Source organism: Xanthomonas sp. F1 (assembly GCF_014199855.1).
In genome coordinates, this window is the sequence record NZ_JACHOK010000004.1 from 119,551 (window position 1) to 145,985 (window position 26,435).

The following is a 26,435-nucleotide window of genomic DNA, read 5'->3' on the forward strand; positions in this document are numbered from 1 at the left end:
ACCGCACGACTGCCGTGCGTGCCGTTCAGGCGCTGCGCGCGGCGGACCGCTAGGCTATGCCGCGCGGCGCTGGCCGTCCCTTTTTCACGATCCCGTTTGGAACGATTGCAATGACCCGAGTGACCGCGCGCTGCGCTCTGCTGTTCGCCCTGACCCTGCCTGCGTTCGCGCAGGCGTCCAGCTTCGCTGGCAGCTCCGCCGGCTCGGCCTCGGCCGGCTCGGCCGGCAGCTCGGCGTCCTCGGACAGCAGTTCCAACAACGACAAGGTGGTGCTGCAGGCGCGCGACGACGCGGCCGGTTTCGTCGCCAGCGCCGGCCGCATCCGCGGCGTGCAACTGGAGGCGGCGCTGCGCGTGTTGCGCGAGCGCAATCCGCAGGCGCAGCAGGCCAGCGACCTGGAACTGGCGCAGGCGATCCTGGCGCTGTGACCGCGCGCCGGCCGCGGCGCCTGGGCGCGCGGTGGCTAACGTTCTTGGCGCTGGCCGCTGCGATGCACGCAGCGGCCGCGCCACTCTCTGTCGATGACACCGGTCTGACCCCGGGCGAGCGCACGGCCAGCCAGGCCGTGCTGGCCGCGGCGCAGGCGCGGCTGCCGCCGGCCTGGACCGCGGCACTGCCCGCAGGGCTGCCGCTGCAATGGCGCGACGATTTGCCGGCACAGGTGCACGGGCGCGCGCAGGCCAAGCGCCTGCTGTTGAACAAGCGCCTGCTGCGCGACTGGATGGCGACGACAGCGGTCGATACCGACCCGGTCGCCGACCCGGCGCGGCGGCCGGCACTGGCCGCCTTGCTGCACGAACTGGCGCATTTCTACGACCGCTCCGCGGCCGGGCATCTGTCGTCCGATCCGCGGCTGCTGGATCTTGCCGGCTGGCAGGTGAGCCCGATGCGCCTGGGCCTGCGCCGCGGCGAGAACCGGTTCACCGAGCGCAGCCCGGATCGCTACGAACTGCAGTCGCCTGCCGAGTTCGTGGCGGTGAATCTCGAGCACCTCCTGCTCGATCCGGACTACGCCTGCCGCCGTCCGGCGCTGGCCCGCTACTTCGCCGCGCGCCTGGCATGGACGCCGCCAGCGAGCGCATGTGCGCCTGGCCAGGTGTTCGTGCAGGACCCGCTGGCCGATGCGGACGCATTGCTGCAGATTGATCCGGCACGGGTCTACGCGGTGGATTACCTGCTGGCCGAGGGCAATGCGCAGCCGATGAGCCACTGGGGCCACAGCATGTTGCGCCTGGTGATTTGCGCGCCGGGACGGCCGCTGGGGCCGGCATGCCGGCTGGACCTCGCCGAGCACCGGGTGCTGTCGTTCCGCGCCTTCGTCGACGACGTGCAGATCTCCAACCTGCGCGGACTCACCGGCTCCTACCCGTCGCGGCTATTCGTGCTGCCGCTGCGCCAGGTGGTGGACGACTACACCCAGGTGCAACTGCGCGGCCTGCAGTCGCTGCCGCTGCGGCTGTCGCGCGAGGAGATCGCCGCGCTGCTGGAGCGCGCCGCGCAACTGCACTGGAGCTACGACGGCCGCTACTACTTTCTCAGCAACAACTGCGCGGTGGAGACCTACGCCTTGCTGCATGACGGCGTGCCGCGGCTGGCGGCCGCGCACCTGTCCGGGATCAGCCCGACCGGCCTGCGCCGGCGCCTGGTCCGCGCCGGCATCGCCGATGCGTCGGTGTTCGACGCCGCCGACACGGCGGTGCGCGATGGCTATTACTTCCCGGCGGCGAGCGCGCACTTCGCGGAGATGTTCGCGGTGGCGCGGCGTTCGTTGGCGCTGCCGGCGCGCGCTGCCGACACGTGGCTGGACCTGCCGGCGGCGCAGCGCGCGCCGTGGCTGCAGCGCGGTGATCTGCGCGCCAGTGCTGCCTTGCTGGTGCTGGAGAACGCCGCCCGGCGCCGCGCCGAACAGCGCGGCCGCGATGCGTTGAAGCGGCGCTATCTGGGCAAGCCGTTGCCGTCCGCCGGCGCCGGCGCCGGTGCAGGCGAGGGCGATGCGCGCGACGACACCCGTGACGCCGCCAGCGCGGTGCGTGCCGTCTTGGCCGAGCAAGGCCTGCTCAGTCAGCCGGCGAGCCTGCTGCAGGGGCAGCCGGGCTATGGCCTGCCGCAGACGCAGGAACGCGCCTGGCTGCAGGTGCAGGGACAGGCACGGATCGCGGCGCTGCACGACGACGGCGCCGCGCTGCAGACGCGCCTGCGCGGGTTGCTGCCGGCGCCGCTGCAGGCGGAACTGGCGCAGATCGATGCCAACCTGGCGACGCTGGGCGCACGCCTGCGCACGCTCAATCGCGAAGACGGTGGGCTGCAGTTGCGCTCGCCTTCGGTGTTGCAGGAGGGGAGTGGGAAGCCGTAGTGCGGCCTGCCGGGCTGGTAAGCGAGGCGGGCGAAGTGAGGAATTGCGCGCGTGGTTGACGATGCTGCGGTCGCGGCTGAAGCCGCTCCTACGACAGCCGCTCCTACGACGCGGCCTGCGTCGATTTTGCCGCATCGGCTGGTTGCAGGCATGGCCTTGTCGCAATGAAAGGGGACCGATAGGTCCAGTCGTCGGGACTGAAGTCCCTCCCACAAAAAAGCGGTGTCTCTTCAGCGCCTGGTAGGAGCGGCTTCAGCCGCGACGAGCGAAGCGGGGAAACTGACCGATGTCGATGGCCGTCAGGGCTGAGGTCCTACCGCGAGGGCATGACCTCGCCGACCCGCGAGCCGCCATCACGGCGCTTCGAGATCGACATCCTTGCCGTAACGGCGCAGCCAGGCGTCGCGTGGCGGGTCCTGGCGGTACTGCGCGCGCAGCTTCGCCCAGGTCTGCTCGTTGCCGTCGCAGTACCTGGCCATCGCCTTTTCCAGTTCGCGCCCCCGCGCCGCGTCGTAGGCGTCTTCGCCGGCGAAGTGATTGCAGGTGTCCTGGCGTGCGACGAAGGCGCGGATCGGCTCGGGCATCGAGCAGAAGCCGTCATGGTGCTCGGGATCGACCGCGTCCGGAATCGTGCACACGGGCTTGGCCGCGGCCGCCGCGGCCGGCGTCACCGGCGCCGCGAGCGCCAGCGCCGGCAGGGCCAGCAACAGGCCGAGGCACGCGCGCCGTGGCGCGTACGCGGCGCGGGAGGCGTGGTTGGCACGGCGCCCGCGCATGGGGTCAGTCGGCGCGGCCGGCGAATTCGCCGGTGGTGGTGTTGACCAGCACGCGCTCGCCGTTGCCGATGTACTCCGGCACCATGATCTCGATCCCGGTGTTGAGCTTGGCCGGCTTGGGGCGCTTGGTGGCGGTGCCGCCCTTGAGCTCCGGCGGGGTCTCGATCACTTCCAGGGTCACGCTCTGCGGCAACTGGATCGCCACCGGCTGGTCGTCGATGACCTGCACGTAGATGCCGCTGAGGCCGTCGGTGATGTAGCCGGCAGCGTCGCCGATCACGTCAGCATCGAGGGTGTAAGGGGTGTAGTCCTCGTCGTCGAGGAACACGAAGGCCTCGCCGTCCTTGTACGAGAAGGAGGACTGGCGGCGCATCAGCTCGACCTCGCGCAGGTCGTCGTCGCCGTCGAAGCTGGCATCGAGCTTGTTGCCGCCCGGCACGCTGTACATCACGAAGCGGAAGCGCACGTTGCCGCCACGGCCCTGCGGCGAGCTGCGCTCGATGTCGCGGATCTGGTACACGCCGTTGTTGTACTCGACGACGTTGCCTTTCTTGATTTCGTTGGCTTTCATGGATGTGGGGCCGGGATTGGGGATTGGAGATTAGGGATTGGAAAGCGCCGGGCAGGGACGCGGGATGGGGAGCGTTTGCGAATCCCCAATGCCGAATCCCCAATCCCGGCTACTTCGGCGCCAACCGCACCGCGCCGTCCAGGCGGATGGTTTCGCCGTTGAGGTAGCGGTTGCGCAACAGGAACATCACCGTGTCGGCGAATTCGTCCGGGCGGCCGAGACGCGAAGGATACGGGATCGAGGCGGCCAGCGACTGCTGCACGGCCTCGGGCATGCCGTCGACCATCGGGGTCCAGAAGATGCCCGGAGCGATGGTGTTGACGCGGATGCCGAAGCGCGCCAGTTCGCGCGCCATCGGCAGGGTCATCGCCACCACGCCGCCCTTGGACGCGGCATAGGCGGCCTGGCCGATCTGGCCTTCGTAGGCGGCGACGCTGGCGGTGTTGACGATGGCGCCGCGCTCGCCGTCCTCGCCCGGGGCGTTGTGCTGCATCAGGTCGGCGGCGGCCTTGGCGACGTTGAAGCTGCCGACCAGGTTGACCATCACCGTGCCCTGGAAGGTGGCCAGCGGCATCGGCGCCTCCTTGCCGAGCACGCGGCCGGCGCCGAGGATGCCGGCGCAGTTGATCGCCGCATTGAGGCCGCCGAGGAAGCCTTGCGCTGCGCCGAGCTGCGCAGCCACCTGGGCCTCGTCGCTGACGTCGGTGCGCAGGTAGCAGGCACGGTCCGCGCCCAGCGCGGCGACCGCGGCCGCGCCCTTGTCGTCGTTCAGATCGAACAGCGCGACCTTGCCGCCTTCGGCGACGATGCGTTGCGCCACCGCCAGGCCGAGGCCGGACACGCCGCCGGTGACCACCGCTTTGAGATCGGCAAGCTGCATGGATGTTCCCTCCCAGGAAAACGTCCAGTTTAGAGGGTGTCGCCCCGTCACGGCGAGATCGGCGACGGGCCGCGGCCCGCAGGTCCGCCGCCGGGTAAGGAGCTGCTGCGGCTCAGGCCTCGGCAGCCAGCGCCTGGCCGACCTTGCTGCCGGTGGGTCGGCCGAGTTTCTGTGCCAGCCAGCGGCCGGTCGCGGCCAGCGCCGGCAGGTCGATGCCGGTGTCCACGCCATTGCCGTGCAGCAGATAGACCACGTCCTCGCTGGCCACGTTGCCGCTGGCGCCCTTGGCGTAGGGGCAGCCACCGGCGCCGGACACCGCGGCATCGACCACGCGCACGCCTTCTTCCAGGCAGGCGGCGATATTGGCCAGGGCCTGGCCGTAGGTGTCGTGGAAATGCACCGCCAGCGCCGCCATCGGCACCGCGGCAGCGACCGCGCGCAGCATCGCCCGCGCCTTGCCCGGCGTGCCCACGCCGATGGTGTCGCCCAGCGAGATCTCGTAGCAACCCATCGCGTGCAGACGCTGCGCCACCCGTACCACGTCGGCCAGTGGGACGTCGCCCTGGTAGGGGCAGCCGAGCACGGTGGAGACGTAGCCGCGCACCTTGACCCCGTCCGCCGCCGCGCGCTCCAGCACCGGCGCGAAGCGCGCCAGCGATTCGTCGATGCCGGCATTGGTATTGGTGCGGTTGAAGGCCTCCGAGGCGGCGGTGAACACCGCCACCTCGCGCACGCCGACCGCGGCCGCGCGTTCGTAGCCCTGCAGGTTCGGCACCAGTACCGGATAGTCCACGCCCGGCACCTGTGCGATGCCGGCGTAGACCTCGGCCGCGTCGGCCAGCTGCGGGACCCATTTCGGGCTGACGAAGCTGGTCGCCTCGATGCTGCGCAGGCCGGTGCGCCCGAGCCGCGCGATCAGCTCGATCTTGTCTTCCGTGGCGACCCACGCCTTCTCGTTCTGCAGGCCGTCGCGCGGGCCGACTTCGACGATGCGCACGCTGTCGCTCATCGCGAGCGCTCCTGCAGCGGCAGGGGATGCGCGCAGCGCGGTGTCGACCGTGCACTGAACACGAGGCGGGAAGCAACGATGGTCATGGGATTCCTGATGAGCAGAGGCGGTGAAGCAGCGGTAGGCACGGTCGGCGCCATGTGCGCCGGCGCAACGTGGCAGCGCGGGATCAGGCCGACGCCGGGCGGTGGCAGACCGCTTCGATGTTGTGGCCGTCCGGATCCAGCAGGAACGCGCCGTAGTAGTCGGGGTGGTAGTGCGGCCGCAGGCCCGGCGTGCCGTGGTCGCGGCCGCCGGCGGCCAGGCCGGCGCGATGGAACGCGTCCACTTGTTCGCGGCTGGAAGCGACGAAGGCCACGTGCACGCCGTTGTCGCCGGCGTCGCGGCCGCCGTCGGCGATCCAGAAGCTCGGCTTGCCGTCGCAGCCGAAACCGACGTGGCGCTGGCCGCCGCTTTCCTCGGCGCTCACCTGCATCACCACGTCCAGGTCCAGCGCGGCCAGGGCGGCACGGTAGAAGGCCAGGCTGCGGTCGAGGTCGCTGCAGCGCAGGCCGAGATGGTCGATCGGGTTCATGGGCTGGCCCTCCAGGCCGGTTCGCGTTTCTCCAGGAACGCATTCAGTCCTTCCTGGCCTTCGGCCGAGACCCGCAACTGCGCGATCAGGGCGGCGTTGGCCTGGTCCAGCGCATCACGCTCGCCACCGGCGGCGGCCCGCCGCACCAGGGCCTTGGCGCCCGCGGCGGCCAGCGGCCCGGCCTGGCCGAGCAGGGCGACCTGGCGTTGCACCGCCGCGTCCAGCGCCTCCGGCGCCACCGCCTGGTGGACCAGACCGATCTGCGCCGCGGTGGCGGCATCGAAGGTTTCCGCGCTGGCGAACCAGCGCCGCGCCTGGCGCGCGCCGATCGCCGCGATGACGTAAGGCGAAATCACTGCCGGCAGCAGGCCCAGCCGGCTTTCGCTGAGCGCAAAGCGCGCATCGGTGGCGGCCACGGCGATGTCGCAGCAGGCGACCAGGCCCACCGCGCCGCCGAACGCGGCACCCTGCACCCGTGCCACCGTGGGCTTGGGCAACTCGTCGAGCAGGCGCATCAGCCGCGCCAGGGCCAGCGCGTCGTCCAGGTTCTCCTGTTCGCCGGCGCCGGCCATCGAGCGCATCCACTGCAGGTCGGCGCCGGCCGAGAACGCCGCGCCGGCGCCGGTCAGGACCAGCACCTGCACTTGTCGGTCGGCGCCGATCTGCAGCAGGGCGTCGCTGAGCTGGGCGATCAGCGTGGCGTCGAAGGCGTTGCGGACCTCGGGCCGGTTCAACTGCAGGGTCAGGACCTTGCCGGATCGTTGCAACAACAGGGCATCGCTCATCGAACACGCTCGTACAAAGGGAAAACGGCAGCCATACGGCGATCATAGCCGGCCGTGCCGGCGCCGCCATGACGCGCCGCGGCGATGCTACAATTGATAACCATTCTTATCGACGGAACGTGCTGTGACGTTGTCCGACATGCCGTTGCGCAGCAGCGCCCTCGTGGAATCCGTGCACGACCGCCAGCCCAACGACGCCATCGCCCGGCGTCTGCGCGAGCTGGGCTTCGTCGCCGGCGAACAGGTGCAGGTGCTGGCCAGCGGGCCGATCGGCGGCGAGCCGCTGCTGGTGCAGGTGGGCTATACCCGATTCGCGCTAAGGCGCAGCGAGGCGGCGCGGGTGCAGGTGGGCGCGCTGGACGAGGTGCGCTCGTGAGCGCGGTGGCCGCGCCGCTGCGCCTGGCCCTGGTCGGCAATCCGAACTGCGGCAAGACCGCGCTGTTCAACCAGTTGACCGGCAGCAAGCAGAAGGTCGCCAACTACGCCGGCGTCACCGTCGAGCGCAAGGAGGGCCGCTTCCGCGCGCCGTCCGGGCGCGAGTTCGCGGTGCTGGATCTGCCCGGGGCCTACAGCCTGCAGCCGGCCAGCCTGGACGAGGCGATCACGCGCGACCTGTGCCGCGGCTTCTACCCGGGCGAGCCGGCACCGGACGTGCTGGTCTGCGTGGTCGACGCCACCAACCTGCGTCTGCACCTGCGCTTCGCGCTGGAACTGCGCGAGCTGGGCAAGCCGATGCTGGTGGCCTTGAACATGGTCGACGCGGCGCAGCGCCGTGGCATCCAGATCGACCGCCAGGCGCTGGAGCAGGCGCTGGGCGTGCCGGTGATCGAGACCGTGGCGGTGCGCCGCAACGGGGCGCGCGCCCTGGTCGAGCGGCTGGACACGCTGGCGCCGGCACTGCCGCCGGCGGTGGCGCCGAGCGAGGGGCAGGGCGACTACCACCAGCAGGTGCGCGCGATCCTGGCCGCGGCGGTGTCGATGCCGACCCGCACCTCGCGGATCGACGACGCGCTGGACCGCTGGCTGCTGCACCCGGTCGCCGGGCTGCTGACCCTGGCCGTGGTGATGTTCCTGATCTTCCAGGCGGTCTACGCCTGGGCCGCGCCGTTGATGGACCTGATCGAAGGCGGCACCAAGGCGCTGGGTGCCTGGATCGGCGGAACCCTGCCGGAGGGGCCGCTGAACAGCCTGCTGGTGGATGGCATCATCGCCGGCCTCGGCGGGGTGGTGGTGTTCCTGCCGCAGATCCTGATCCTGTTCGCCTTCATCCTGGCGCTGGAGGAATCCGGCTATCTGCCGCGCGCGGCGTTCCTGCTCGACCGCATGATGGCCGCGGCCGGCCTGTCCGGGCGGTCGTTCATCCCGCTGCTGTCCAGCTTCGCCTGCGCCGTGCCCGGGATCATGTCCACCCGCAGCATCCAGGACCCGCGCGACCGCCTGGCCACCATCCTGGTGGCGCCGCTGATGACCTGTTCGGCGCGCCTGCCGGTGTACGCGCTGCTGATCGGCGCGTTCATTCCGCAGCGGCAGGTGTGGGGCGTGTTCAACCAGCAGGGGCTGGTGCTGTTCGGCCTGTACTTCGCCGCCATCGCCAGTGCGCTGGCGGTGTCGTGGACGATGAAGAAGTGGCGCCGCGACAAGGGCGAGCATCCGCTGTTGCTGGAGCTGCCGTCCTACCGCGTGCCGCACCTGCGCGATCTGGCGCTGGGCCTGTGGGAGCGTGCGGCGATCTTCCTCAAGCGCGTCGGCGGCATCATCCTGGCGCTGACCATCCTGCTGTGGTTCCTGCTGTCGTTCCCGGCGCCGCCGGCCGACGCCACCTTGCCGGCGATCGACTACAGCTTCGCCGGCCGCATCGGCCACGCCATGACCACGGTGTTTTCGCCGCTGGGCTTCAACTGGCAGATCTGCATCGCGCTGATTCCCGGCCTGGCCGCGCGCGAGGTGGCGGTGTCGTCGCTGGCGACGGTCTACGCGCTGTCGGCGGCCGACGACGATGCCGCCGCGCAGGCGCTGTCGCCGCTGATCCACGACGGCTGGTCGCTGGCCACCGCGCTGTCGTTGCTGGTCTGGTACATCTACGCGCCGATGTGCATTTCCACCCTGGCCACGATCAAGCGCGAGACCAATTCCTGGAAGCAGATGAGCTTCGCCGCGTTCTACCTGTTCGCGCTGGCGTATCTGGCCTCGCTGGTCACCTACCAGGTCGCGGTGGCGCTGGGAGCCGGCTGAGATGAGCACCTCGCTGCTGCTGCAGTACCTGGTGATTGCGCTGGCGGTGCTGGTCAGCGCCTGGGTGGTGCTGAAGAAGCAGTTCCCCGGCACCGCGCGCAAGCTGCGCGGCGCCATCGCCGTGCGCCTGCTCAAACCAAACCGTGCGGCGTGGCTGCAGGCCCTCGGTCGCAGCATCGCGCCAGCGCCCATCGCGGGCGCTGGCGCTTGCGGCGGTTGCGACAGCTGTGGCCCGACGCCGCCGCGGCGGCACTGAGTCGCCTTACCCGTTGCCGGCCGGCGCATCGCTTGTGCGCCGCACATGCGCGCCGCGATGGCGGCGACTATCCTATGTCGATGACCAGCCCATTCCAGTTCTCCCGCCGTGCGCAGGCGCTGACCAGTTCGGCGATCCGCGAAATCCTCAAGGTCACCGAACGTCCGGAAGTGATCTCCTTCGCCGGTGGCCTGCCGTCGCCGGATACCTTCCCGGTCGAGCGTATGCGCGAGGCTTGCGCCAAGGTGCTGCGCGATGCGCCGCAGGCGGCGCTGCAGTACGGCCCGACCGAAGGCTATCTGCTGCTGCGCGAATGGGTGGCGGCGCGGCTGAGCCGCGACGGCGCCCACATCCGGCCAAGCCAGGTGCTGATCACCACCGGGTCGCAGCAGGGCCTGGACCTGCTCGGCAAGGTGTTCATCGACGAAGGCAGCAAGGTGCTGGTGGAAACGCCCAGCTACCTCGGCGCGCTGCAGGCGTTCTCGCTGTTCCAGCCGGCATTCGCGGCGATGCAGTCGGACGACGATGGCGTGGTGGTGGACGCGCTGGACGATGCGCAGCTGTCCGGCGCACGTTTCATGTACGTGCTGCCGAACTTCCAGAATCCGACCGGGCGGCGCCTGCCGCTGCATCGGCGCCAGGCGCTGGTGGCGCGTGCGGCCGAGGCCGGGGTGCCGATCGTCGAGGACGATCCCTACGGCGAGCTGTGCTACAGCGGCGACACGCTGCCGAGCCTGCTGTCGATGAATCCGGACGGCGCCATCTACATGGGCTCGTTCTCCAAGGTGTTCGCCCCGGGCCTGCGCCTGGGCTACCTGGTGGCGCCGGAAGCGGTGCACGCCAAGCTGGTGCAGGCCAAGCAGGCGGCGGACCTGCACACGCCATCGTTCAGCCAGCGCATCGTGTACGAGGCGGTGCAGGACGGCTTCCTGGATGCGCACATCCCCGGCATCCGCGCGCTGTACGCCAGCCGCTGCGAGCAGATGCTCGCGGCCCTGGCCAAGTACTTCCCCGCGCAGGTGCGCTGGAACCGCCCGGCCGGCGGCATGTTCATCTGGGTCGAACTGCCGGAGGGCATGGACGGTAGCGCGCTGCTGAGCAAGGCGATCGAGCGCAACGTCGCCTTCGTGCCGGGCGCGCCGTTCTTCGCGGTCGCACCGCAGCGCAATACCCTGCGGCTGTCGTTCGTGACCGTGCCGGCCGAGCGCATCGAGACCGGCGTGCGCATCCTCGGCGCGTTGTTGCAGGACGAGGTCGCCGCGCACCGGCGCGCGACGGCCTGAGTCCGGCGTCGCCTCCGTCGATGACGTCGTCCGATTCCACCGTTGCGGCGTGGACCATCGATGCGGTCCTGGTCGGCCGCGCGCAGGCGTTCACCCGCCCAGGCAGCCTTAGCGCGATCGACAAGCGGCCGCAGGCCGGGCACTTGCGCATCGGCCTGGAGGGGCTGGAGCTGGACGAGCAGGGCGACCGCCGCGTGCATGGCGGGCCCGACAAGGCCCTGCACCACTACCCGCGCGACCATTACCCGGCCTGGCGCGAGGAACTGGGCGCGCATGCCTTGCTGGACGCGCCGGGCGCGTTCGGCGAGAACCTCAGCAGTTGCGGCGTGACCGAAGCCGACCTGTGCCTGGGTGATCGTCTGCGCCTGGGCACGGCCGTGGTCGAGGTGTCGCAGTCGCGGCAGCCGTGCTGGAAGCTGTCCGACCGGTTCGGCGTGGCCGCGTTGGCGCGGCGCGTGCAGGACAGCGGCCGCACCGGCTGGTACTACCGCGTGCTGCAACCCGGCGAGGTCGCCGCTGGCGACCGTCTGACCCTGCTGGAGCGCCCGCATCCGCAGTGGTCGTTGGCACGTCTGATCGACCTGCTTTACCGGCGCGAGATCGACACGGCGCAACTGCAGGACGTACTGGCGCTGCCGCTGGTACCGAACTGGCGCATCTTGTTCGAGCGGCGTCTGGCGCAGCGCGCGGTGGAGGATTGGGACAAGCGCCTGTTGGGGCAGGCGGCGGCCGAGTAGGGCAGTTATCGATTCGGCGAGCGTGCTTCCCTCTTTGCGGGAGCGGTGGCGTCGACAGGTGCATGCCCGATTGGGTGGGGGCAACGCGTCGGGGCTGAAGCCCCTCCCACAATGCCTGGCCAGCAATGTCGCTGATCGTCTGTAGGAGCGGCTTCAGCCGCGACGAACGAGGCCGCGTTGCATCCGAAGCAGGGCACCGTCCGCACCGAGCATGCTGCGTGCAAGAGCATGCAGGTGCATCGTCGCGCAACGGCGGCAGGGCGCCGCGCGAGATCGGGCGATACGGCGTCGGGGCTGAAGCCCCTCCCACAGGGGTGCCCGATCGGCTGCAATGTCTCCTGGCGCCAAGTGCCAAGTGCTAGGTTCCAGGTGCTGAGCGCCTCGCCCGCCATCTTTTCGGTCACTTCCAGGGTCGCCACGCCCTTGTGGGAGCGGCTTCAGCCGCGACGAGTGAAGCATCGCCACGTCCGAGGCTGAGCGCTGGCTGCCCTTCGGGCGCACGCGCCCTCTGTCGCACCCGCACGCAAACCGCTAGCCTTGTGCCGATGACGACTTCTCCGCTGCGTGTGTTGATCCATGGTGCGTCGGGCCGGATGGGCCAGGCGTTGTTGCGGCTGGCCGCGCAGGACCCGGCGCTGCAGGTGGTGGCCGCGGTGGTGCGGCGCGCGCCGGCACAGCGGGTGATCGACGGGGTGCCGTACTTCGCCGCGGCCGAACTTGGCGGGGTGCCGGCCTTCGACGTGGCGATCGATTTCAGCCTGCCGCAGGGCTTCGACCCGGTGCTGGCCCTGTGCACCGCGCGCGGTGCGGCGCTGGTGTCGGGCACCACCGGGCTGGAGGAGGCGCAACGGCAGGCGCTGACTGCGGCCGCCGAGCGCATCCCCTTCATCTGGGCATCGAACTTCAGCCTGGGCGTGGCGGTGCTGCACGATCTGGTCGAGCGCGCCGCCGCGGCGCTGCCGGGCTGGGATTGCGACATCGTCGAATCCCACCATGTGCACAAGCAGGACGCACCCTCCGGCACCGCGCTGACCCTCGGCGACGCGGCAGTGCAGGGTGGCGCCACCCCGCGCTACGCCAGCCTGCGCGCCGGCGACATCGTCGGCGAACATCTGGTGCAGTTCGCCGGACTGGGCGAGCGGGTCGAACTGGTGCACCGCGCCAGCAACCGCGACATCTTCGCCCGCGGCGCGCTGCATGCCGCCACGCGCCTGCCGGGACGTGCGCCCGGGGCCTACCGGCTGCGCGACCTGCTCGGCTGAACATGGTTTTCACATAAACGGCTGGCGCGGACCGCCCCGCGCCGGTACAATTCTCGCTCGCCTGTTACCCATCGCCACGGACCCGGAGAAGCGCCGAGTTCGCGGTTTCTTGCAGCCTGCAAGTTGGTGGGGCAGGGTTCCTCTCTCCCCAAGGCGAACCCCGTGACTCAACCCGCAATCCTTGTCCTTGAAGACGGCACCGTGTTCGAGGGCGAATCCGTAGGCGCTGCCGGCCTGTCCGTCGGCGAAGTGGTGTTCAACACCGCCATGACCGGCTACCAGGAGATCCTCACTGATCCCTCCTACGCGCGCCAACTGGTCACGCTGACGTATCCGCATATCGGCAACACCGGCTGCACCGACCAGGACGACGAGGCCGCCCAGGTCTGGTCGGCCGGACTGATCGTGCGCGACGTGCCGCGCCGCCCCAGCAACTGGCGCAACCAAGTGGCGCTGCCGGACTGGCTGCTCCAGCGCGGCGTGGTCGCCATCGCCGGCATCGACACCCGCAAGCTGACCCGCATCCTGCGCGAGAAGGGCTCGCAGAACGGCGCGCTGATGGCCGGCGAGGTCGACGTGGACACCGCACTGGAAGCAGCGCGCAAGTTTCCGGGACTGAAGGGCATGGACCTGGCCAAGGTGGTCTCCACCGACACCGCCTATCCCTGGCGCGACGGCCAGCTCGACCTGGACAGCAACGCGTTCGTGACGGCCGAGCCCAGGTTCAAGGTCGTCGCCTATGACTACGGGGTCAAGCACAACATCCTGCGCATGCTCGCCGAGCGCGGCTGCGAGGTGACCGTGGTGCCAGCGCAGACGCCGGTCGCCGAGGTGTTGGCGATGAACCCGCATGGCGTGTTCCTGTCCAACGGCCCTGGCGACCCGGCGCCGTGCGACTACGCGATCGCTGCGATCAAGGAACTGCTGGCGCGCAAGATCCCGACCTTCGGCATCTGCCTGGGCCACCAGCTGCTGGCGCTGGCCGCCGGCGCGCAGACCCTGAAAATGGGCCATGGCCACCACGGCGCCAACCATCCGGTGCAGGACCTGGACAGCGGCCGGGTGATGATCACTTCGCAGAACCACGGCTTCGCGGTGGACGAGGCGACCTTGCCGGCCAACGTGCGCGTCACCCATCGCTCGCTGTTCGACGGCAGCAACCAGGGCATTGCCCTCACCGACGCGCCGGCCTTCAGCTTCCAGGGCCATCCGGAAGCCTCGCCGGGCCCGCGCGACGTGGCGCCGCTGTTCGATCGCTTCACCGCGCTGATGGCGGCCGCCGCCTGATGGCCGCAGCGCCGGCCATGCCGTCGCCGACCCGCCGCTGGCGGTGGCCGGCCACGGCGTTGCTGGTGCTGGCCGCGTATCCGGCCTTCGTGCTGGGCGCGGTGTATCCGCAGTGGCTCAGCGCCGGCTTGCCGGGCGGACGCGACGGCCCGGCCGATGCGTACCGCCACAGCCTGGCCAGCGCCGTGGTCGCCTACACCCTGTCGCCGCGCTGCGTGGACTGGGTCACGGCGGTCATGGAGCGCGATGGCCGCGGCACCGCGAGCCGGGCGATGGACGCCCACAACAACCGGATCGGCGCGCGCATCGGCGCCACCGCCAGCAGTTGGGCCGCGATGCAGCGCGAGGTTCGCGCCGCGGTCGACCATGGCGCGATCGATGCGCGTTCGTCCGATCAGATCACCTGGCGCGCCCCCGCGGCGTGGCAGGACCGCCTCTACTGAGAATCCCCCCATGCCCAAGCGCACCGACCTCCACACCATCCTCATCATCGGCGCCGGCCCGATCGTCATCGGCCAGGCCTGCGAGTTCGACTACTCCGGCGCGCAGGCGTGCAAGGCGCTGCGCGACGAGGGCTACCGCGTGGTGCTGGTCAACAGCAACCCGGCCACGATCATGACCGACCCGAACATGGCCGACGCCGTGTACATCGAGCCGATCAACTGGCAGACGGTCGAGAAGATCATCGCCAAGGAAAAGCCCGATGCACTGCTGCCGACGATGGGCGGGCAGACCGCGCTGAACTGCGCGCTGGACCTGGCCGACCACGGCGTGCTCGAGAAGTACGGCGTCGAGCTGATCGGCGCCAAGCGCGAGGCCATCCGCATGGCCGAGGACCGCGAGCTGTTCCGCGTGGCGATGGGCGAGATCGGCCTGGAGTGCCCGAAGGCGGCAGTGGCGCACACCCTGGAAGAGGCGCTGGAGATCCAGGCCACTGTCGGCTACCCGACCATCATCCGCCCCAGCTTCACCCTCGGCGGCAGCGGTGGCGGCATCGCCTACAACCGCGAGGAACTGATCGAGATCGTCGGCCGCGGCCTGGAGCTGTCGCCGACCAGCGAAGTGCTGGTCGAGGAGTCGGTGCTGGGCTGGAAGGAGTTCGAGATGGAAGTGGTCCGCGATACCGCGGACAACTGCATCATCGTCTGCTCGATCGAGAACCTGGACCCGATGGGCGTGCACACCGGCGACTCGATCACCGTGGCGCCGGCGCAGACCCTGACCGACAAGGAATACCAGCGCCTGCGCGATGCGTCGATCGCGGTGCTGCGCAAGATCGGCGTGGACACCGGCGGCTCCAACGTGCAGTTCGGCATCAACGCGCAGACCGGGCGCGTGGTGGTGATCGAGATGAACCCGCGCGTGTCGCGCTCCTCGGCGCTGGCCTCCAAGGCCACCGGCTTCCCGATCGCCAAGGTCGCGGCCAAGCTCGCGGTGGGCTACACCCTGGACGAACTGAAGAACGAGATCACCGGCGGGCTGACCCCGGCCTCGTTCGAGCCGTCGATCGACTACGTGGTCACCAAGATTCCGCGCTTCGCCTTCGAGAAGTTCCCGCAGGCCGACGCGCGCCTGACCACGCAGATGAAGTCGGTGGGCGAGGTGATGGCGATGGGTCGCACCTTCTCCGAATCGCTGCAGAAGGCGCTGCGTGGCCTGGAGACCGGCAAGATCGGGCTGGATCCGACCGGCCTGGACCTGAGCAGCGAAGACGACCTGGCCACGCTGAAGCGTGAGTTGAAGGCGCCCGGTCCGGAGCGCTTGTTCTACGTCGCCGACGCCTTCCGCGCCGGCATGAGCGTGGAGCAGGTACATGGGCTGTCGTTCATCGATCCCTGGTTCCTCGACCAGATGGAGGATTTGATCGCGCAGGAAGCGCAGCTGGCCGCCGACGGCCTCGGCGCGCTGGACGCCAAGCGCCTGCGCACGCTCAAGCGCGCCGGTTTCTCCGATGCGCGCCTGGCCGAGCTGTGCGGCACCAACGAGGCCGCGGTGCGCGCGTTGCGCCGCGCGCACAAGGTGCGCCCGGTGTACAAGCGGGTGGACTCGTGCGCGGCGGAGTTCGCCACCAGCACCGCCTACCTGTACTCGACCTACGAGGACGAGTGCGAGGCCGCGCCGAGCGACCGCGACAAGATCATGATCCTCGGCGGCGGTCCCAACCGCATCGGCCAGGGCATCGAGTTCGACTACTGCTGCGTGCACGCGGCGCTGGCGCTGCGCGAGGACGGCTACGAGACCATCATGGTCAACTGCAATCCGGAGACCGTGTCCACCGACTACGACACCTCCGATCGCCTCTACTTCGAACCGCTCACCTTGGAAGACGTGCTGGAGATCGTCGAGCTGGAGCAGCCCAAGGGCGTGATCGTGCAGTACGGCGGGCAGACCCCGCTGAAGCTGGCGCGCGCGCTGGAAGCCAACGGCGTGCCGGTGATCGGCACCTCGCCGGACTCGATCGACCTGGCCGAAGACCGCGAGCGCTTCCAGCAGTTGGTCGACAAGCTCGGCCTGAAGCAGCCGCCGAACCGCATCGCCCGCAACGCCGAGGAAGCGTTGGTGCTGGCGCGCGAGATTGGCTACCCGCTGGTGGTTCGCCCGAGCTACGTGCTCGGCGGCCGCGCCATGGAAATCGTCTACGGCGAATCCGACCTGGCGCGCTACGTGCGCGACGCGGTCAAGGTCTCCAACGATTCGCCGGTGCTGCTGGACCGCTTCCTCGACAACGCGGTGGAAGTGGACGTGGACATCATCGCCGACCAGGATGGCCAGGTGCTGATCGGCGGCGTCATGGAGCACATCGAGGAAGCCGGCGTGCATTCGGGCGATTCGTCCTGCTCGCTGCCGCCGTACTCGCTGTCGCCGGCCACCCAGACCGAGCTGCGCCGCCAGGTGGTCGAACTGGCCAAGGCGCTGAACGTGGTCGGGCTGATGAACACCCAGTTCGCGGTGCAGGTCAACGATGCCGGCGACGACATCGTCTACCTGCTGGAAGTGAACCCGCGTGCCTCGCGCACCGTGCCGTTCGTGTCCAAGGCGATCGGCGTGCCGCTGGCCAAGATCGCCGCGCGCTGCATGGCCGGCAAGACCCTGGCCGAGCAGGGCGCGCTGAAGGAGATCGTGCCCGACTACTACTCGGTGAAGGAGGCGATCTTCCCGTTCGCCAAGTTCCAGGGCGTCGATCCGATCCTCGGCCCGGAGATGCGTTCCACCGGTGAAGTGATGGGCGTGGGCCGCAGCTTCGGCGCGGCGTTCGCGCGCGCGCAGGAAGCAGGCGGCATCAAGGCGCCGCCGCTGGGCAAGGCCTTCGTGTCGGTGCGCGATCCGGACAAGCAGCGCGTGCTGCCGGTGGCGCAGGCGCTGGTCGAGCGCGGCTACACCCTGGTCGCCACCCGCGGCACCTGCGCGTGGCTGCAGCAGCACGGTCTGCAGTGCGAGCAGGTGAACAAGGTCGCCGAGGGCCGTCCGCACATCGTCGATCTGATCAAGAACGGCGAAATCGTGTATATCGTCAACACCACCGAGGGCCGGGCGGCGATCTCCGACTCGTTCTCGATCCGTCGCGAAGCCCTGCAGCATCGCGTCACCTATTCGACCACGGTCGCCGGCGCGCGTGCGCTGGTGCATTCACTGGAATTCCGCGGCACCGGTCCGGTCTGGGCGCTGCAGGAACTGCACAAGGAGCTGGAAGCGTGAGAGCCCCGATCACCATGCAAGGCGCGCAGCGGTTGCGCGAGGAACTGGATCACCTGAAGTCGGTCAAGCGTCCCGAGGTCATTACCGCGATCGCCGAGGCGCGCGCGCACGGCGACCTCAAGGAAAACGCCGAGTACCACGCCGCGCGCGAGCAGCAGGGTTTCATCGAAGGCCGCATCAAGCAGTTGGAGAGCGAGCTGTCGCACGCCGAGGTCATCGACGTCAGCAAGCTGGCGGTCGGCAGCAAGGTAGTGTTCGGCGCCACCGTGACCCTGGCCGACGTCGAGACCGACGAAGAGAAGCGCTACCAGTTGGTCGGCGACCTGGAAGCGGACATCAAGCTGGGCCTGATCGCGATCTCCTCGCCGCTGGCGCGTGCGCTGATCGGCAAGATGGAAGGCGACAGCGTCAGCATCGATGCCCCGGCCGGACGCCGCGAGTACGAGATCGTCAGCGTCGCCTACGTCGGCTGATCCGATGGCGGTCGCCACCTTGCTGCTGCCGGAGCGGGTGCGCCTGGCTGGCGCCGTGCTGGCCGGTGAGGTGGCGCGTGCGTTCGGCCGCGCCGACCGCACGCAGGCCACGCCGGGCGGCGAGGCACAGTTGCGCCGCCATTTCGTGCTGACGGAACCATCGCTGCCGGCTGCGGCACTGACCCGCCAGCTTGACGCCGGCGATGCCGGCGACGGCCTGTGGCTGCGCGCCGATCCCGCCTATGTGGTGCCGGACATGCAGGGCGCGCGGCTGATGGCGCATGGCGACATGCTGCCGCTCGACGCGGTGGACCTGGACGCGCTGTTGCCGGCGGTGCAGGGCGTGTTCGCCGAGAGCGGGCTGATCCTGGACGCGCCCGATCCCACCCGCTGGTATCTGCGCCTGCCGGCCGACAGCGTGCTGCCGGTATTCGCGGCGCCGGCGCAGGTGCTCGGGGCGGACCTGTTCGATCATCTGCCGCAGGGCGAGGACGCGCGCCGCTGGCGTGCGCTGCTGACCGAGGCGCAGATCGTGCTGCATCAGCATCCGTGGAACCGCGAGCGCGTCGCCCGCGGCCAGCCGGCGATCAATTCGCTGTGGTTCTGGGGTGGCGGCCGCCTGCCGGCCACGGTCGGCACCGCGCATGCGCAGGTGCGCAGCCGCGATCCGCTGTTGCGCGCGCTGGCGCAGGCCGCCGGCGTCGCCGATGCGCAGGCGCCGCGGGTCGATGCGCTGGTCGACCTGCGTCAGCTGCGCGCGCCCGAACAGTTCGTCGGCGAGGTGGTGCAGCCGCTGCTGCAGGCGCTGCGCGATGGCGAGTTGCAGCAACTGCAGCTGGATTTCGAGGACGGTACCTGTTTCCGCATCGCCCCCGCGCAACGCTGGCGCCTGTGGCGGCGGCCGCTGTCGCGCCTGGACGCATGAGTTCGCTCGCGCGCATCGTGCGGCGGCCCGCGACGGCCGCGGCAGGCCCGTGGCACGAGGCCACGTTGCCGCTGCTGCGACGCATCTACGCCGCGCGTGGCGCGCACGACAGTGGCCTGGCGCAGCCCAAGCTGGCGCAACTGCTGCCGCCGGACGCGCTGAGCGGCATCGACGCGGCGGTGGCCTTGCTCGCCGAGGCTATCGCCGCGGGCAAGCGCATCCTGGTGGTCGGCGATTTCGATTGCGACGGCGCCACCGCCTGCGCGGTGGCAGTGCGCGGGCTGCGCCTGCTCGGCGCCGCGCAGGTGCTGCACGCGGTGCCCAACCGCATGGTCCACGGCTACGGGCTGTCGCCGGCGCTGGTGGCGGAACTGGCGCCGTTGCAGCCGGATTTGTTGGTCACGGTGGATCACGGCATCGCCTGCCACGCCGGTGTCGCCGCGGCCAAGGCGTTGGGCTGGCAGGTGCTGGTCACCGACCATCACCTGCCGGGGCCGGCCTTGCCGCCGGCCGATGCCATCGTCGATCCGAATCTCGCCGGCGACGCGTTCCCGAGCAAGATGCTGGCCGGCGTCGGGGTGATCTTCTACGTGCTGCTGGCACTGCGCCGGCACCTGCGCGTGTGCGGTGCGTTCGCGGCGGCGCCGCCGGACCTCGGCGTGCTGCTGGACCTGGTCGCGGTCGGCACCGTCGCCGACCTGGTGCCGCTGGACCCGAACAACCGTGCGCTGGTTTCGGCCGGTTTGCGCCGGTTGCAGCGTGGCGAGGGCTGTCTCGGCCTGCGCGCCTTGATCGAAGCCAGCGGCCGCGACCCGGCGCGGCTCAGCGCCAGCGACATCGGTTTCGCCCTGGCCCCTCGGCTGAACGCCGCTGGCCGGCTCGAGGACATGGCCCTGGGTATCGAACTGCTGTTGTGCGAGGACCCGCAGCAGGCGCGTGCGATCGCCGCGACGCTGGAGGAGATCAACGCCGAACGCCGCGCCGTGCAGCAGCAGATGACCGACGAGGCCGAGGCGGTGGTGGCGCAGGCGTTGCTGGCCGCGCCCGAGCAGCCGCCGGTGGCGGTGTGCCTGTTCGATGCGCAGTGGCACCCCGGCGTGATCGGCCTGGTCGCCTCGAAGATGAAGGACCGCCTGCACCGACCGGTGATCGCCTTCGCCCCGGCCGAGCCGGGCAGCACGCAGCTGCGCGGCTCGGCGCGTTCGATTCCAGGTTTCCACATCCGCGACGCGATGGCGGCGGTGGAGGCGCAGCGGCCGGGCCTGATGGAGAAGTTCGGCGGCCACGCCATGGCCGCGGGCCTGAGTCTGCCCCAGGACGCGCTGGCCGAGTTCGAGCAGGTATTCCGCGCACATGCACTGGCCAGCCTGGATGCGGAACTGCTGCAGGCCGAACTGCTCAGCGACGGCGCACTGGATCCGCATGAACTCGACCATCGCCACGCCGAGGCGTTGCGACAGGGCGGGCCGTGGGGGCAGGGTTTTCCCGAACCGCTGTTCGACGGCGAATTCGAGGTGTTGCAGTGGCGCGTGCTGAAGGAACGCCATCTCAAGCTGAGCCTGCGCTGCCCCGGCCGCGCGGAGCCCTTGAACGCGATCCACTTCAATGGCTGGCACGGCCGCGAACCTGGCCGCCGCGTGCACATCGCCTATCGGCTGGTCGCCGACGACTACCGCGGCGGCGAGGCGGTGCAACTGGTGGTGGAGCACTGCTTGCCGTTGGATGGCTGAGCAGTTGGCAGTCTGACGCTGCGCGTGGTGCCGCACCCTCACCCCAACCCCTCTCCCGGTGGGAGAGGGGCTTTGCTTTTCCCTTCTCCCCTCGGGAGAAGGTGGCCCGAAGGGCCGGATGAGGGGCGGGCGTAGCCTCATGTCGTCCATTACACCGCGCCTCGCGCGCACCCTCACCCCAACCCCTCTCCCGGTGGGAGAGGGCTTTGCTTTCCCTTTTCCCCTCGGGAGAAGGTGGCCCGCAGGGCCGGATGAGGGTACGGGCGAAGCCGCGCACAGCCAAAGCACCACGCTGTGCGCCGCACCCTCACCCCAACCACGCTCCTGATGGGAGAGGGGCTACGCGTCGCTAGAGGTCTTGACGCACACAAGCAACCCCATCGCACCACGGCGGACGTTCAAGCCATACCGTCCCATCGAGGAATGATCCATGCCGTCCATCGTGCGCAAAGGCGTGTGCGTGTTGTTGCTTTCGTGGTCGGTGCTCGCTGCGGTCCCGGCCGGAGCGCAGTCCGTGCCGCAGCGGCAATTGGTAGCGCCGCTGCTACACACCGACGCCGGTGAACGTCCGGTCGAACTGCGCGCGGTGTCGGTGCGTGCGCAGGCCGCCGCCGGCCTGGCCGAGACCACGGTGGAGTTGGAATTCTTCAATCCCAATACCAGGGTGCTGGAAGGGCAACTGACGTTCCCGCTACGCGAGGGCCAGCAACTCAGCGGGTTCGCCCTGGACATCGACGGGCAGATGCGCGAGGCCGTGCCGGTGCCCAAGGCGCGCGGGCGTCAGGTGTTCGAGGCGGTCGAGCGGCGCGGCGTGGATCCTGGTCTCCTGGAGCAGACCGCCGGCAACCAGTTCCGGCTGCGCGTCTACCCGCTGCCGGCGCGTGGCAGCCGCCATGTGCGCCTGGTCTATCGCGAATCGCTCCCGCGCACCGCCGCCGGCTGGCAATGGCGGTTGCCGCTGGCGTATGCGTCCAGCGCGCGCTCGCTGCAGGTGCAACTGAGCACGCAGGCCGCGCCCGCCGAGCCTGCGATGGCCGCGCCCGGCCTGCGTCTGCTGCCGACGGCGGACGGCGGCTATGCCGCGACCTGGTCCGGCACCCCGGCGCAGTTGCCGCAGGAGCTGGCGCTATCGTTGCGCGCGAGTGCGACGCCGCGCGTGGCGACTGGCATCCACGACGGCCAGCGCTACTTCCAGGCGCTGGTGCCGGTCGCCGACGTGCATGCCCCGCGCCCGCTGCCGCAGCGCGTCGGCCTGCTCTGGGATGCGTCCGGATCTGCGCGGCAGCGCGATATCCCGGCCGAACTGGCCTTGCTGCAGCGCTACTTCGCCGCGGTCGGCACGGCCCAGGTGGATCTGATCGTGCTGCGCGACCGCGCCGCGGCACCGCGCAGGTTCCAGGTGCGCAACGGCGACTGGAGCGCCTTGAAGGCGGCGCTGCAGGCCGAGCAGCCCGACGGCGCCAGCGCGCTGGGCGCCTGGCAACCGGCGGCGCAGGTGCAGGAGTACCTGCTGTTCAGCGATGGCCTGGGCAACTACGGCACGCAGACCCTGCCGATGCTGGCGCCGGGACAACGTCTGTATGCGATCGACTCGGCCGGCGTGCACGCCGATGCCGCACGCCTGGCGGCGATCGCGGAAGCACGCGGCGGACGCGCAATCGCGCTGGAGGGGATGCAGGGAGTCAAGCTCGCCAGCGACCGCCTGTTGCAGCGTGGCGGCGAACTGGTCGCGATGGACGGCAGCCAGGTCGCCGATCTGGTCGCCGATTCGCGCTACGCCGACGATGGCTATCTGCGCATCGCCGGGCGCCTGCTCGGGACCGATGCGGCGCTGCACCTGGAGATCGCCACGGCCGCCAGCAGCCGGCACGTGCGGCTATCGTTGCGCCAGGTCGATGAAGCGCCTGGAGACCTGGTGCCGGGCGCCTGGGCGCGGGCCATGCTGCGCAGTCTGTCCGCCGATCCGCTGGGTTCGGCGGCGCGTCGCCAGGCGTTGGCCACGCGCTTCGGCCTGGTCAGCGCCGACACCTCGCTGCTGGTGCTGGAGAACGTCGACGACTACATCCGCTACGACATCCCGGCGCCACCCGCGCTGCGCGCGGCGGTGGCGCGTGCGCAGGCGCAACAGCAGCGGATACACGTCGAAACGCGCAAGCAACGCATCGACCGGGTCGCCGAGGCGTTCGCGCAGCGCATCGCCTGGTGGCAGCGCCAGTTTCCCAAGGGCGCGCCGCCGCAGCTGGTCGCGCAGGAGCAGCGAGGCCGCGCGGAGGGGAACGGGCGGAACCTTGCGCGCATGGCGTCGGCGTCCGAATCGCTGGCGCTTCCGATGGCACCGCCGCCGGCTCCTGCTGCGATGCCGGCGCCGGCTCGGACGCTGGCTGCACCGGCGGGCCTGGACGCGATGGCCGTTGCTGCCGACGCGGTCGCTTCAGCTCCCGCGACCGACGCAAGCGGGGAACCCGCGATCGCCCTGGCACTGCAGCCCTGGCAGCCGGATGCGCCGTATGCGCGGCGCCTGCGTGCGGCCGCCGCTGACGCGGTGTATCCGTTGTACCTGAGCGAACGCGCCGCGCACGTCGACAGCGTGGCGTTCTACCTGGACGTGGCCGACGTACTGTTCGAGCATGGCGAGCGCGACCTGGCGCTGCGGGTACTGTCCAACCTGGCCGAACTGCAGCTGGAGAATCGCCACGTGTTGCGCGTGCTCGGCTACCGGCTGCTGCAGGCCGGCCGTGCCGATCTGGCGGTGCCGGTGTTCGAGCAGGTGCTGCGGCTGGGCGAGGACGAGCCGCAGAGCTTCCGCGACCTGGGCCTGGCCTATGCCGCGCGCGGCGACGCGCAGGCGGCGATCGCGCAGCTGTACCAGGTGGTGGTGCGCGACTGGGACCCGCGCTTCGACGGGGTGAGCATGATCGCGCTCAACGAACTGAACGCGATCGTGGCGCGGGCACCACGACGGCTGGACACCGGCTTCGTCGATCCGCGGCTACTGCGCAACCTGCCGCTGGACCTGCGCGTGGTGCTGAACTGGGACAGCGACGACAGTGACATGGACCTGTGGGTGACCGACCCCAATGGCGAGCGCTGCTACTACGGCAATCGTGCGACCTACCAGGGTGGCCAGCTGTCGCCGGATTTCACCGGCGGCTACGGGCCGGAGGAGTTCTCGCTACGCAAGGCCAGGCCCGGCAAGTACAAGGTGGAAGCGAACTTCTTCGGCGAGCGCCAGCCGCTGGTCACCGGCGCCACCACCTTGCACCTGCAACTGAGCACGGGCTGGGGCACGGCCGCGCAACGCGACCAGCAGGTGACGCTGCGCCTGACCGAGCGCAAGGAGACAGTGCTGGTCGGCGAGTTCGAGGTGCGCTGATCCGCCCGTGGTGCGCCGGCGTGGCAATGCCGGCGCGCTACACTGGCGCGATGTCCGATCCGTCCGCCGGCGCCAGCGCCTATTCCCGTTTCCAGCCCTGGCGCCGCAGCTTCGAGATCGGCTTCTGGGTCGCGCTCACCCTGATCAACGCCACCGCCAACAGCGTCACGGTGCTGATCGACATCCGCAAGACCGGGCTGCACTTCGCCGCGTGGGAGCCGGTGGTCTGGGAGTGGTCCAGCAACCTGATGTTCCTGCTGATCGTGCCGCTGGTGGTGCTGCTGACCCGACGCTATCCGCTGCACTGGGACACCTGGCGACGCCGGTTGCCCGGTTATCTGCTGGGCAGCGTGGCGCTGTCGGTGCTGCACGTGGTGGGGATGGTCGCCCTGCGCAGCCTGGTCTACCGCCTGCAGGGCCAGCACTACGACTTCGGCTCGTGGCCGCAGGGCCTGGCCTACGAGTATCTCAAGGACGTGCGCAGCCTGGCCTCGATCGCGCTGTGCGTGGAGATGTACCGGTTCCTGCTGCGGCGCTGGCAGGGCGAGGCGGCGCTGCTCGGCGCGCCCGACGCCGGCCCGCCGGTGGGCTCGCTGGAACGCCCGGAGCGCTTCCTGGTGCGCAAGCTCGGCCGTGATTTCCTGGTCGCCGCGGCCGACATCGAATGGCTGCAGGCCTCAGGCAACTACGTCAACCTGCGCGTGCGCGGCCACGACTACCCGCTGCGCAGCACCATGGCCGCGATCGAGGCGCGGCTGGACCCGGCGCGGTTCGTGCGCATCCACCGCAGCTACATCGTCAACCTGGCCAGCGTGGTCTCGATCGAGCCGCTGGAGGCGGGCGAGGCGCGGGTGCATCTGCGCGATGGCAGCCAGGTGCCGTGCAGCCGCCGCTACCGCGCCGCGCTGCGCGTGGCGGCCGGGGAGGGCGAGGCCGCGACCGTCGACTAGGCGGGCGGCGCTGTGGCGCGGCGGCCGGAATTGCTAGAATCGCGCTCTTGTCTGCCGGAAAAAGCCGCAATGATCGAACTCAATCCGATTCGCCACCGCATCGCCGATCTGTCCGATCGGGTGCTGTCGCTACGGGGGTTTCTTTGACTACGACGCCAAGAAGGAGCGTCTAGAGGAAGTCACCCGGGAGCTGGAAAGCCCCGACGTCTGGAACGACCCCGAGCGCGCCCAGGGCCTGGGCCGCGAACGCGCCAGCCTGGAGAAGACCGTCGGCGGCATCGCCAGTGTGCTCGATGGCCTGAACGAATCCCTGGAATTCCTGGAACTGGCCGAGAGCGAGAACGACGAGGCCACCGCGCAGGCGGTGCTGGCCGACGTCGACCGCTTCCAGGCGCAGGTGGAGAAGCTGGAATTCCAGCGCATGTTCTCCGGGCAGATGGACGCCAGCAACGCCTTCGTCGACATCCAGGCCGGCGCCGGCGGCACCGAGGCCCAGGACTGGGCCGAGATCCTGCTGCGCATGTACCTGCGCTGGTGCGAGTCGCGCGGCTGGAAGACCGAACTGATGGAAGTCTCCGGCGGCGAAGTGGCCGGGATCAAGTCGGCCACGCTGCGCGTGGAAGGCGACTTCGCCTACGGCTGGCTGAAGACCGAGACCGGCGTGCACCGGCTGGTGCGCAAGTCGCCGTTCGACTCGGACAACCGCCGCCATACCAGCTTCACCTCGGTGTTCGTGTCGCCGGAAGTGGACGACAACATCGACATCGACATCAATCCGGCCGATCTGAAGACCGACGTGTACCGGTCCTCCGGCGCCGGCGGCCAGCACGTCAACAAGACCGAATCGGCGGTGCGTATCACCCACGTCCCCACCGGCATCGTGGTGGCCTGCCAGACCGGGCGCAGCCAGCACCAGAACCGCGACAACGCGATGAAGATGCTGGCCGCCAAGCTGTACGAGCTGGAGATCCAGAAGCGCAACGCCGAGCGCGATGCGGTGGAGGCGACCAAGTCCGACATCGGCTGGGGCAGCCAGATCCGCAACTACGTGCTCGACCAGAGCCGGATCAAGGACCTGCGCACCGGCGTGGAACGCTCGGACACGCAGAAGGTGCTCGACGGCGACCTCGACGAGTTCGTCGAGGCCAGCCTCAAGTCCGGCCTGGAAGCCGGCTCCAAACGCAGCGACGCCTGAACCGGCGGCCTCCGTCCTGGCGACGGAGGCCGTGCGGCGGCACACGGCCCGCCGGCTGGTGCATTCTTTCCCTTCCTCACGCATCCCC

The 26,435-nt window shown here is 70.1% G+C and carries 23 protein-coding genes; 17 read left to right on the forward strand and 6 right to left on the reverse strand.

Translation table 11 applies throughout. From position 1 onward, the window contains the following. Positions 1–110 precede the first annotated feature (110 nt). Both GGR71_RS11275 and GGR71_RS11280 read left to right on the forward strand, forming a co-directional pair. On the forward strand, positions 111–428 hold the full coding sequence (locus GGR71_RS11275) for a DUF2388 domain-containing protein (RefSeq protein WP_160958595.1): 318 nt from the start codon (positions 111–113) through the stop codon (positions 426–428). A gap of 62 nt (positions 429–490) precedes the next feature. Beyond that, the gene (locus tag GGR71_RS11280; RefSeq protein WP_237474288.1) at positions 491–2,353 is read left to right on the forward strand and encodes an Lnb N-terminal periplasmic domain-containing protein; all 1,863 of its coding nucleotides are present in this window, start codon (positions 491–493) and stop codon (positions 2,351–2,353) included. Between the two features lie 353 nt (positions 2,354–2,706). On the opposite strand, the gene GGR71_RS11285 is transcribed toward GGR71_RS11280, so the two are convergent. From GGR71_RS11285 to GGR71_RS11310, 6 genes are all read right to left on the reverse strand, one after another. Next, a complete protein-coding gene (locus GGR71_RS11285; RefSeq protein ID WP_160958598.1) occupies positions 2,707–3,129 on the reverse strand; it encodes a hypothetical protein in 423 nt (140 codons plus the stop codon). A 4-nt stretch (positions 3,130–3,133) separates the two neighbouring features. Continuing rightward, positions 3,134–3,700 (reverse strand): elongation factor P-like protein YeiP, encoded by a 567-nt coding sequence (gene yeiP, locus GGR71_RS11290; RefSeq protein WP_160958601.1) that lies wholly within the window; start codon positions 3,698–3,700, stop codon positions 3,134–3,136. Between the two features lie 109 nt (positions 3,701–3,809). Next, positions 3,810–4,580 (reverse strand): SDR family oxidoreductase, encoded by a 771-nt coding sequence (locus tag GGR71_RS11295; protein WP_160958603.1) that lies wholly within the window; start codon positions 4,578–4,580, stop codon positions 3,810–3,812. A 112-nt stretch (positions 4,581–4,692) separates the two neighbouring features. Next, the gene (locus GGR71_RS11300; RefSeq protein WP_160958606.1) at positions 4,693–5,589 is read right to left on the reverse strand and encodes a hydroxymethylglutaryl-CoA lyase; all 897 of its coding nucleotides are present in this window, start codon (positions 5,587–5,589) and stop codon (positions 4,693–4,695) included. A 169-nt stretch (positions 5,590–5,758) separates the two neighbouring features. Next, on the reverse strand, positions 5,759–6,163 hold the full coding sequence (locus GGR71_RS11305; protein WP_160958608.1) for a VOC family protein: 405 nt from the start codon (positions 6,161–6,163) through the stop codon (positions 5,759–5,761). Beyond that, positions 6,160–6,948 carry an enoyl-CoA hydratase-related protein gene (locus GGR71_RS11310; protein ID WP_048489084.1) on the reverse strand — a complete coding sequence of 263 codons (789 nt, stop codon included), beginning with the start codon at positions 6,946–6,948 and terminating at the stop codon, positions 6,160–6,162. The genes GGR71_RS11305 and GGR71_RS11310 overlap by 4 nt, the downstream gene beginning before the upstream one ends. A gap of 124 nt (positions 6,949–7,072) precedes the next feature. Here GGR71_RS11310 and GGR71_RS11315 point away from each other — a divergent pair, with 124 nt between their 5' ends. The 15 genes from GGR71_RS11315 (at position 7,073) to prfB (ending at position 26,347) form a co-directional block, all read left to right on the forward strand. After that, on the forward strand, positions 7,073–7,324 hold the full coding sequence (locus GGR71_RS11315; protein ID WP_053069646.1) for a FeoA family protein: 252 nt from the start codon (positions 7,073–7,075) through the stop codon (positions 7,322–7,324). After that, a complete protein-coding gene (feoB, locus tag GGR71_RS11320; protein ID WP_160958610.1) occupies positions 7,321–9,180 on the forward strand; it encodes a FeoB small GTPase domain-containing protein in 1,860 nt (619 codons plus the stop codon). Before GGR71_RS11315 ends, feoB begins: the two co-directional genes overlap by 4 nt. Position 9,181: 1 nt before the next feature. Continuing rightward, a complete protein-coding gene (locus GGR71_RS11325; protein WP_160958612.1) occupies positions 9,182–9,436 on the forward strand; it encodes a DUF6587 family protein in 255 nt (84 codons plus the stop codon). 74 nt (positions 9,437–9,510) lie between these two features. Beyond that, positions 9,511–10,719, forward strand: coding sequence for an aminotransferase-like domain-containing protein (locus tag GGR71_RS11330; protein ID WP_160958614.1), 1,209 nt, complete (start codon positions 9,511–9,513; stop codon positions 10,717–10,719). Between the two features lie 20 nt (positions 10,720–10,739). Then, positions 10,740–11,456, forward strand: a complete 717-nt coding sequence (locus GGR71_RS11335) for an MOSC domain-containing protein (RefSeq protein WP_160958617.1) — start codon at positions 10,740–10,742, stop codon at positions 11,454–11,456. A gap of 545 nt (positions 11,457–12,001) precedes the next feature. After that, positions 12,002–12,718, forward strand: a complete 717-nt coding sequence (dapB, locus tag GGR71_RS11340) for a 4-hydroxy-tetrahydrodipicolinate reductase (RefSeq protein WP_160958620.1) — start codon at positions 12,002–12,004, stop codon at positions 12,716–12,718. 162 nt (positions 12,719–12,880) lie between these two features. Then, positions 12,881–14,005: a glutamine-hydrolyzing carbamoyl-phosphate synthase small subunit gene (gene carA / locus GGR71_RS11345; protein ID WP_160958623.1), complete on the forward strand. Its 1,125-nt coding sequence runs from the start codon at positions 12,881–12,883 to the stop codon at positions 14,003–14,005. Continuing rightward, positions 14,005–14,448, forward strand: a complete 444-nt coding sequence (locus tag GGR71_RS11350; RefSeq protein WP_048489091.1) for a DUF6973 domain-containing protein — start codon at positions 14,005–14,007, stop codon at positions 14,446–14,448. Before carA ends, GGR71_RS11350 begins: the two co-directional genes overlap by 1 nt. A gap of 10 nt (positions 14,449–14,458) precedes the next feature. Then, complete coding sequence (carB, locus tag GGR71_RS11355) at positions 14,459–17,701, forward strand: carbamoyl-phosphate synthase large subunit (protein ID WP_160958629.1); 3,243 nt, start codon at positions 14,459–14,461, stop codon at positions 17,699–17,701. Between the two features lie 8 nt (positions 17,702–17,709). After that, a complete protein-coding gene (gene greA, locus GGR71_RS11360; RefSeq protein ID WP_026143501.1) occupies positions 17,710–18,174 on the forward strand; it encodes a transcription elongation factor GreA in 465 nt (154 codons plus the stop codon). Positions 18,175–18,178: 4 nt separating this feature from the next. Further along, positions 18,179–19,099: a phosphoglycerate mutase gene (locus GGR71_RS11365; protein WP_160958632.1), complete on the forward strand. Its 921-nt coding sequence runs from the start codon at positions 18,179–18,181 to the stop codon at positions 19,097–19,099. After that, entirely contained in the window at positions 19,096–20,829 is a 1,734-nt protein-coding gene (recJ, locus tag GGR71_RS11370) for a single-stranded-DNA-specific exonuclease RecJ (protein WP_160958634.1), read from the forward strand. Before GGR71_RS11365 ends, recJ begins: the two co-directional genes overlap by 4 nt. Positions 20,830–21,259: 430 nt before the next feature. Beyond that, positions 21,260–24,202 (forward strand): VIT domain-containing protein, encoded by a 2,943-nt coding sequence (locus GGR71_RS11375; RefSeq protein WP_184451951.1) that lies wholly within the window; start codon positions 21,260–21,262, stop codon positions 24,200–24,202. A 50-nt stretch (positions 24,203–24,252) separates the two neighbouring features. Then, positions 24,253–25,152 (forward strand): LytTR family DNA-binding domain-containing protein, encoded by a 900-nt coding sequence (locus GGR71_RS11380; protein WP_237474289.1) that lies wholly within the window; start codon positions 24,253–24,255, stop codon positions 25,150–25,152. A gap of 69 nt (positions 25,153–25,221) precedes the next feature. Continuing rightward, positions 25,222–26,347, forward strand: a protein-coding gene (prfB, locus tag GGR71_RS11385; RefSeq protein WP_160958641.1) for a peptide chain release factor 2 whose coding sequence is annotated in 2 segments (ribosomal slippage) — positions 25,222–25,296 and positions 25,298–26,347 — 1,125 coding nt in all. Because the reading frame shifts where the segments join, the coding sequence is not laid out codon by codon here. Positions 26,348–26,435 lie beyond the last annotated feature (88 nt).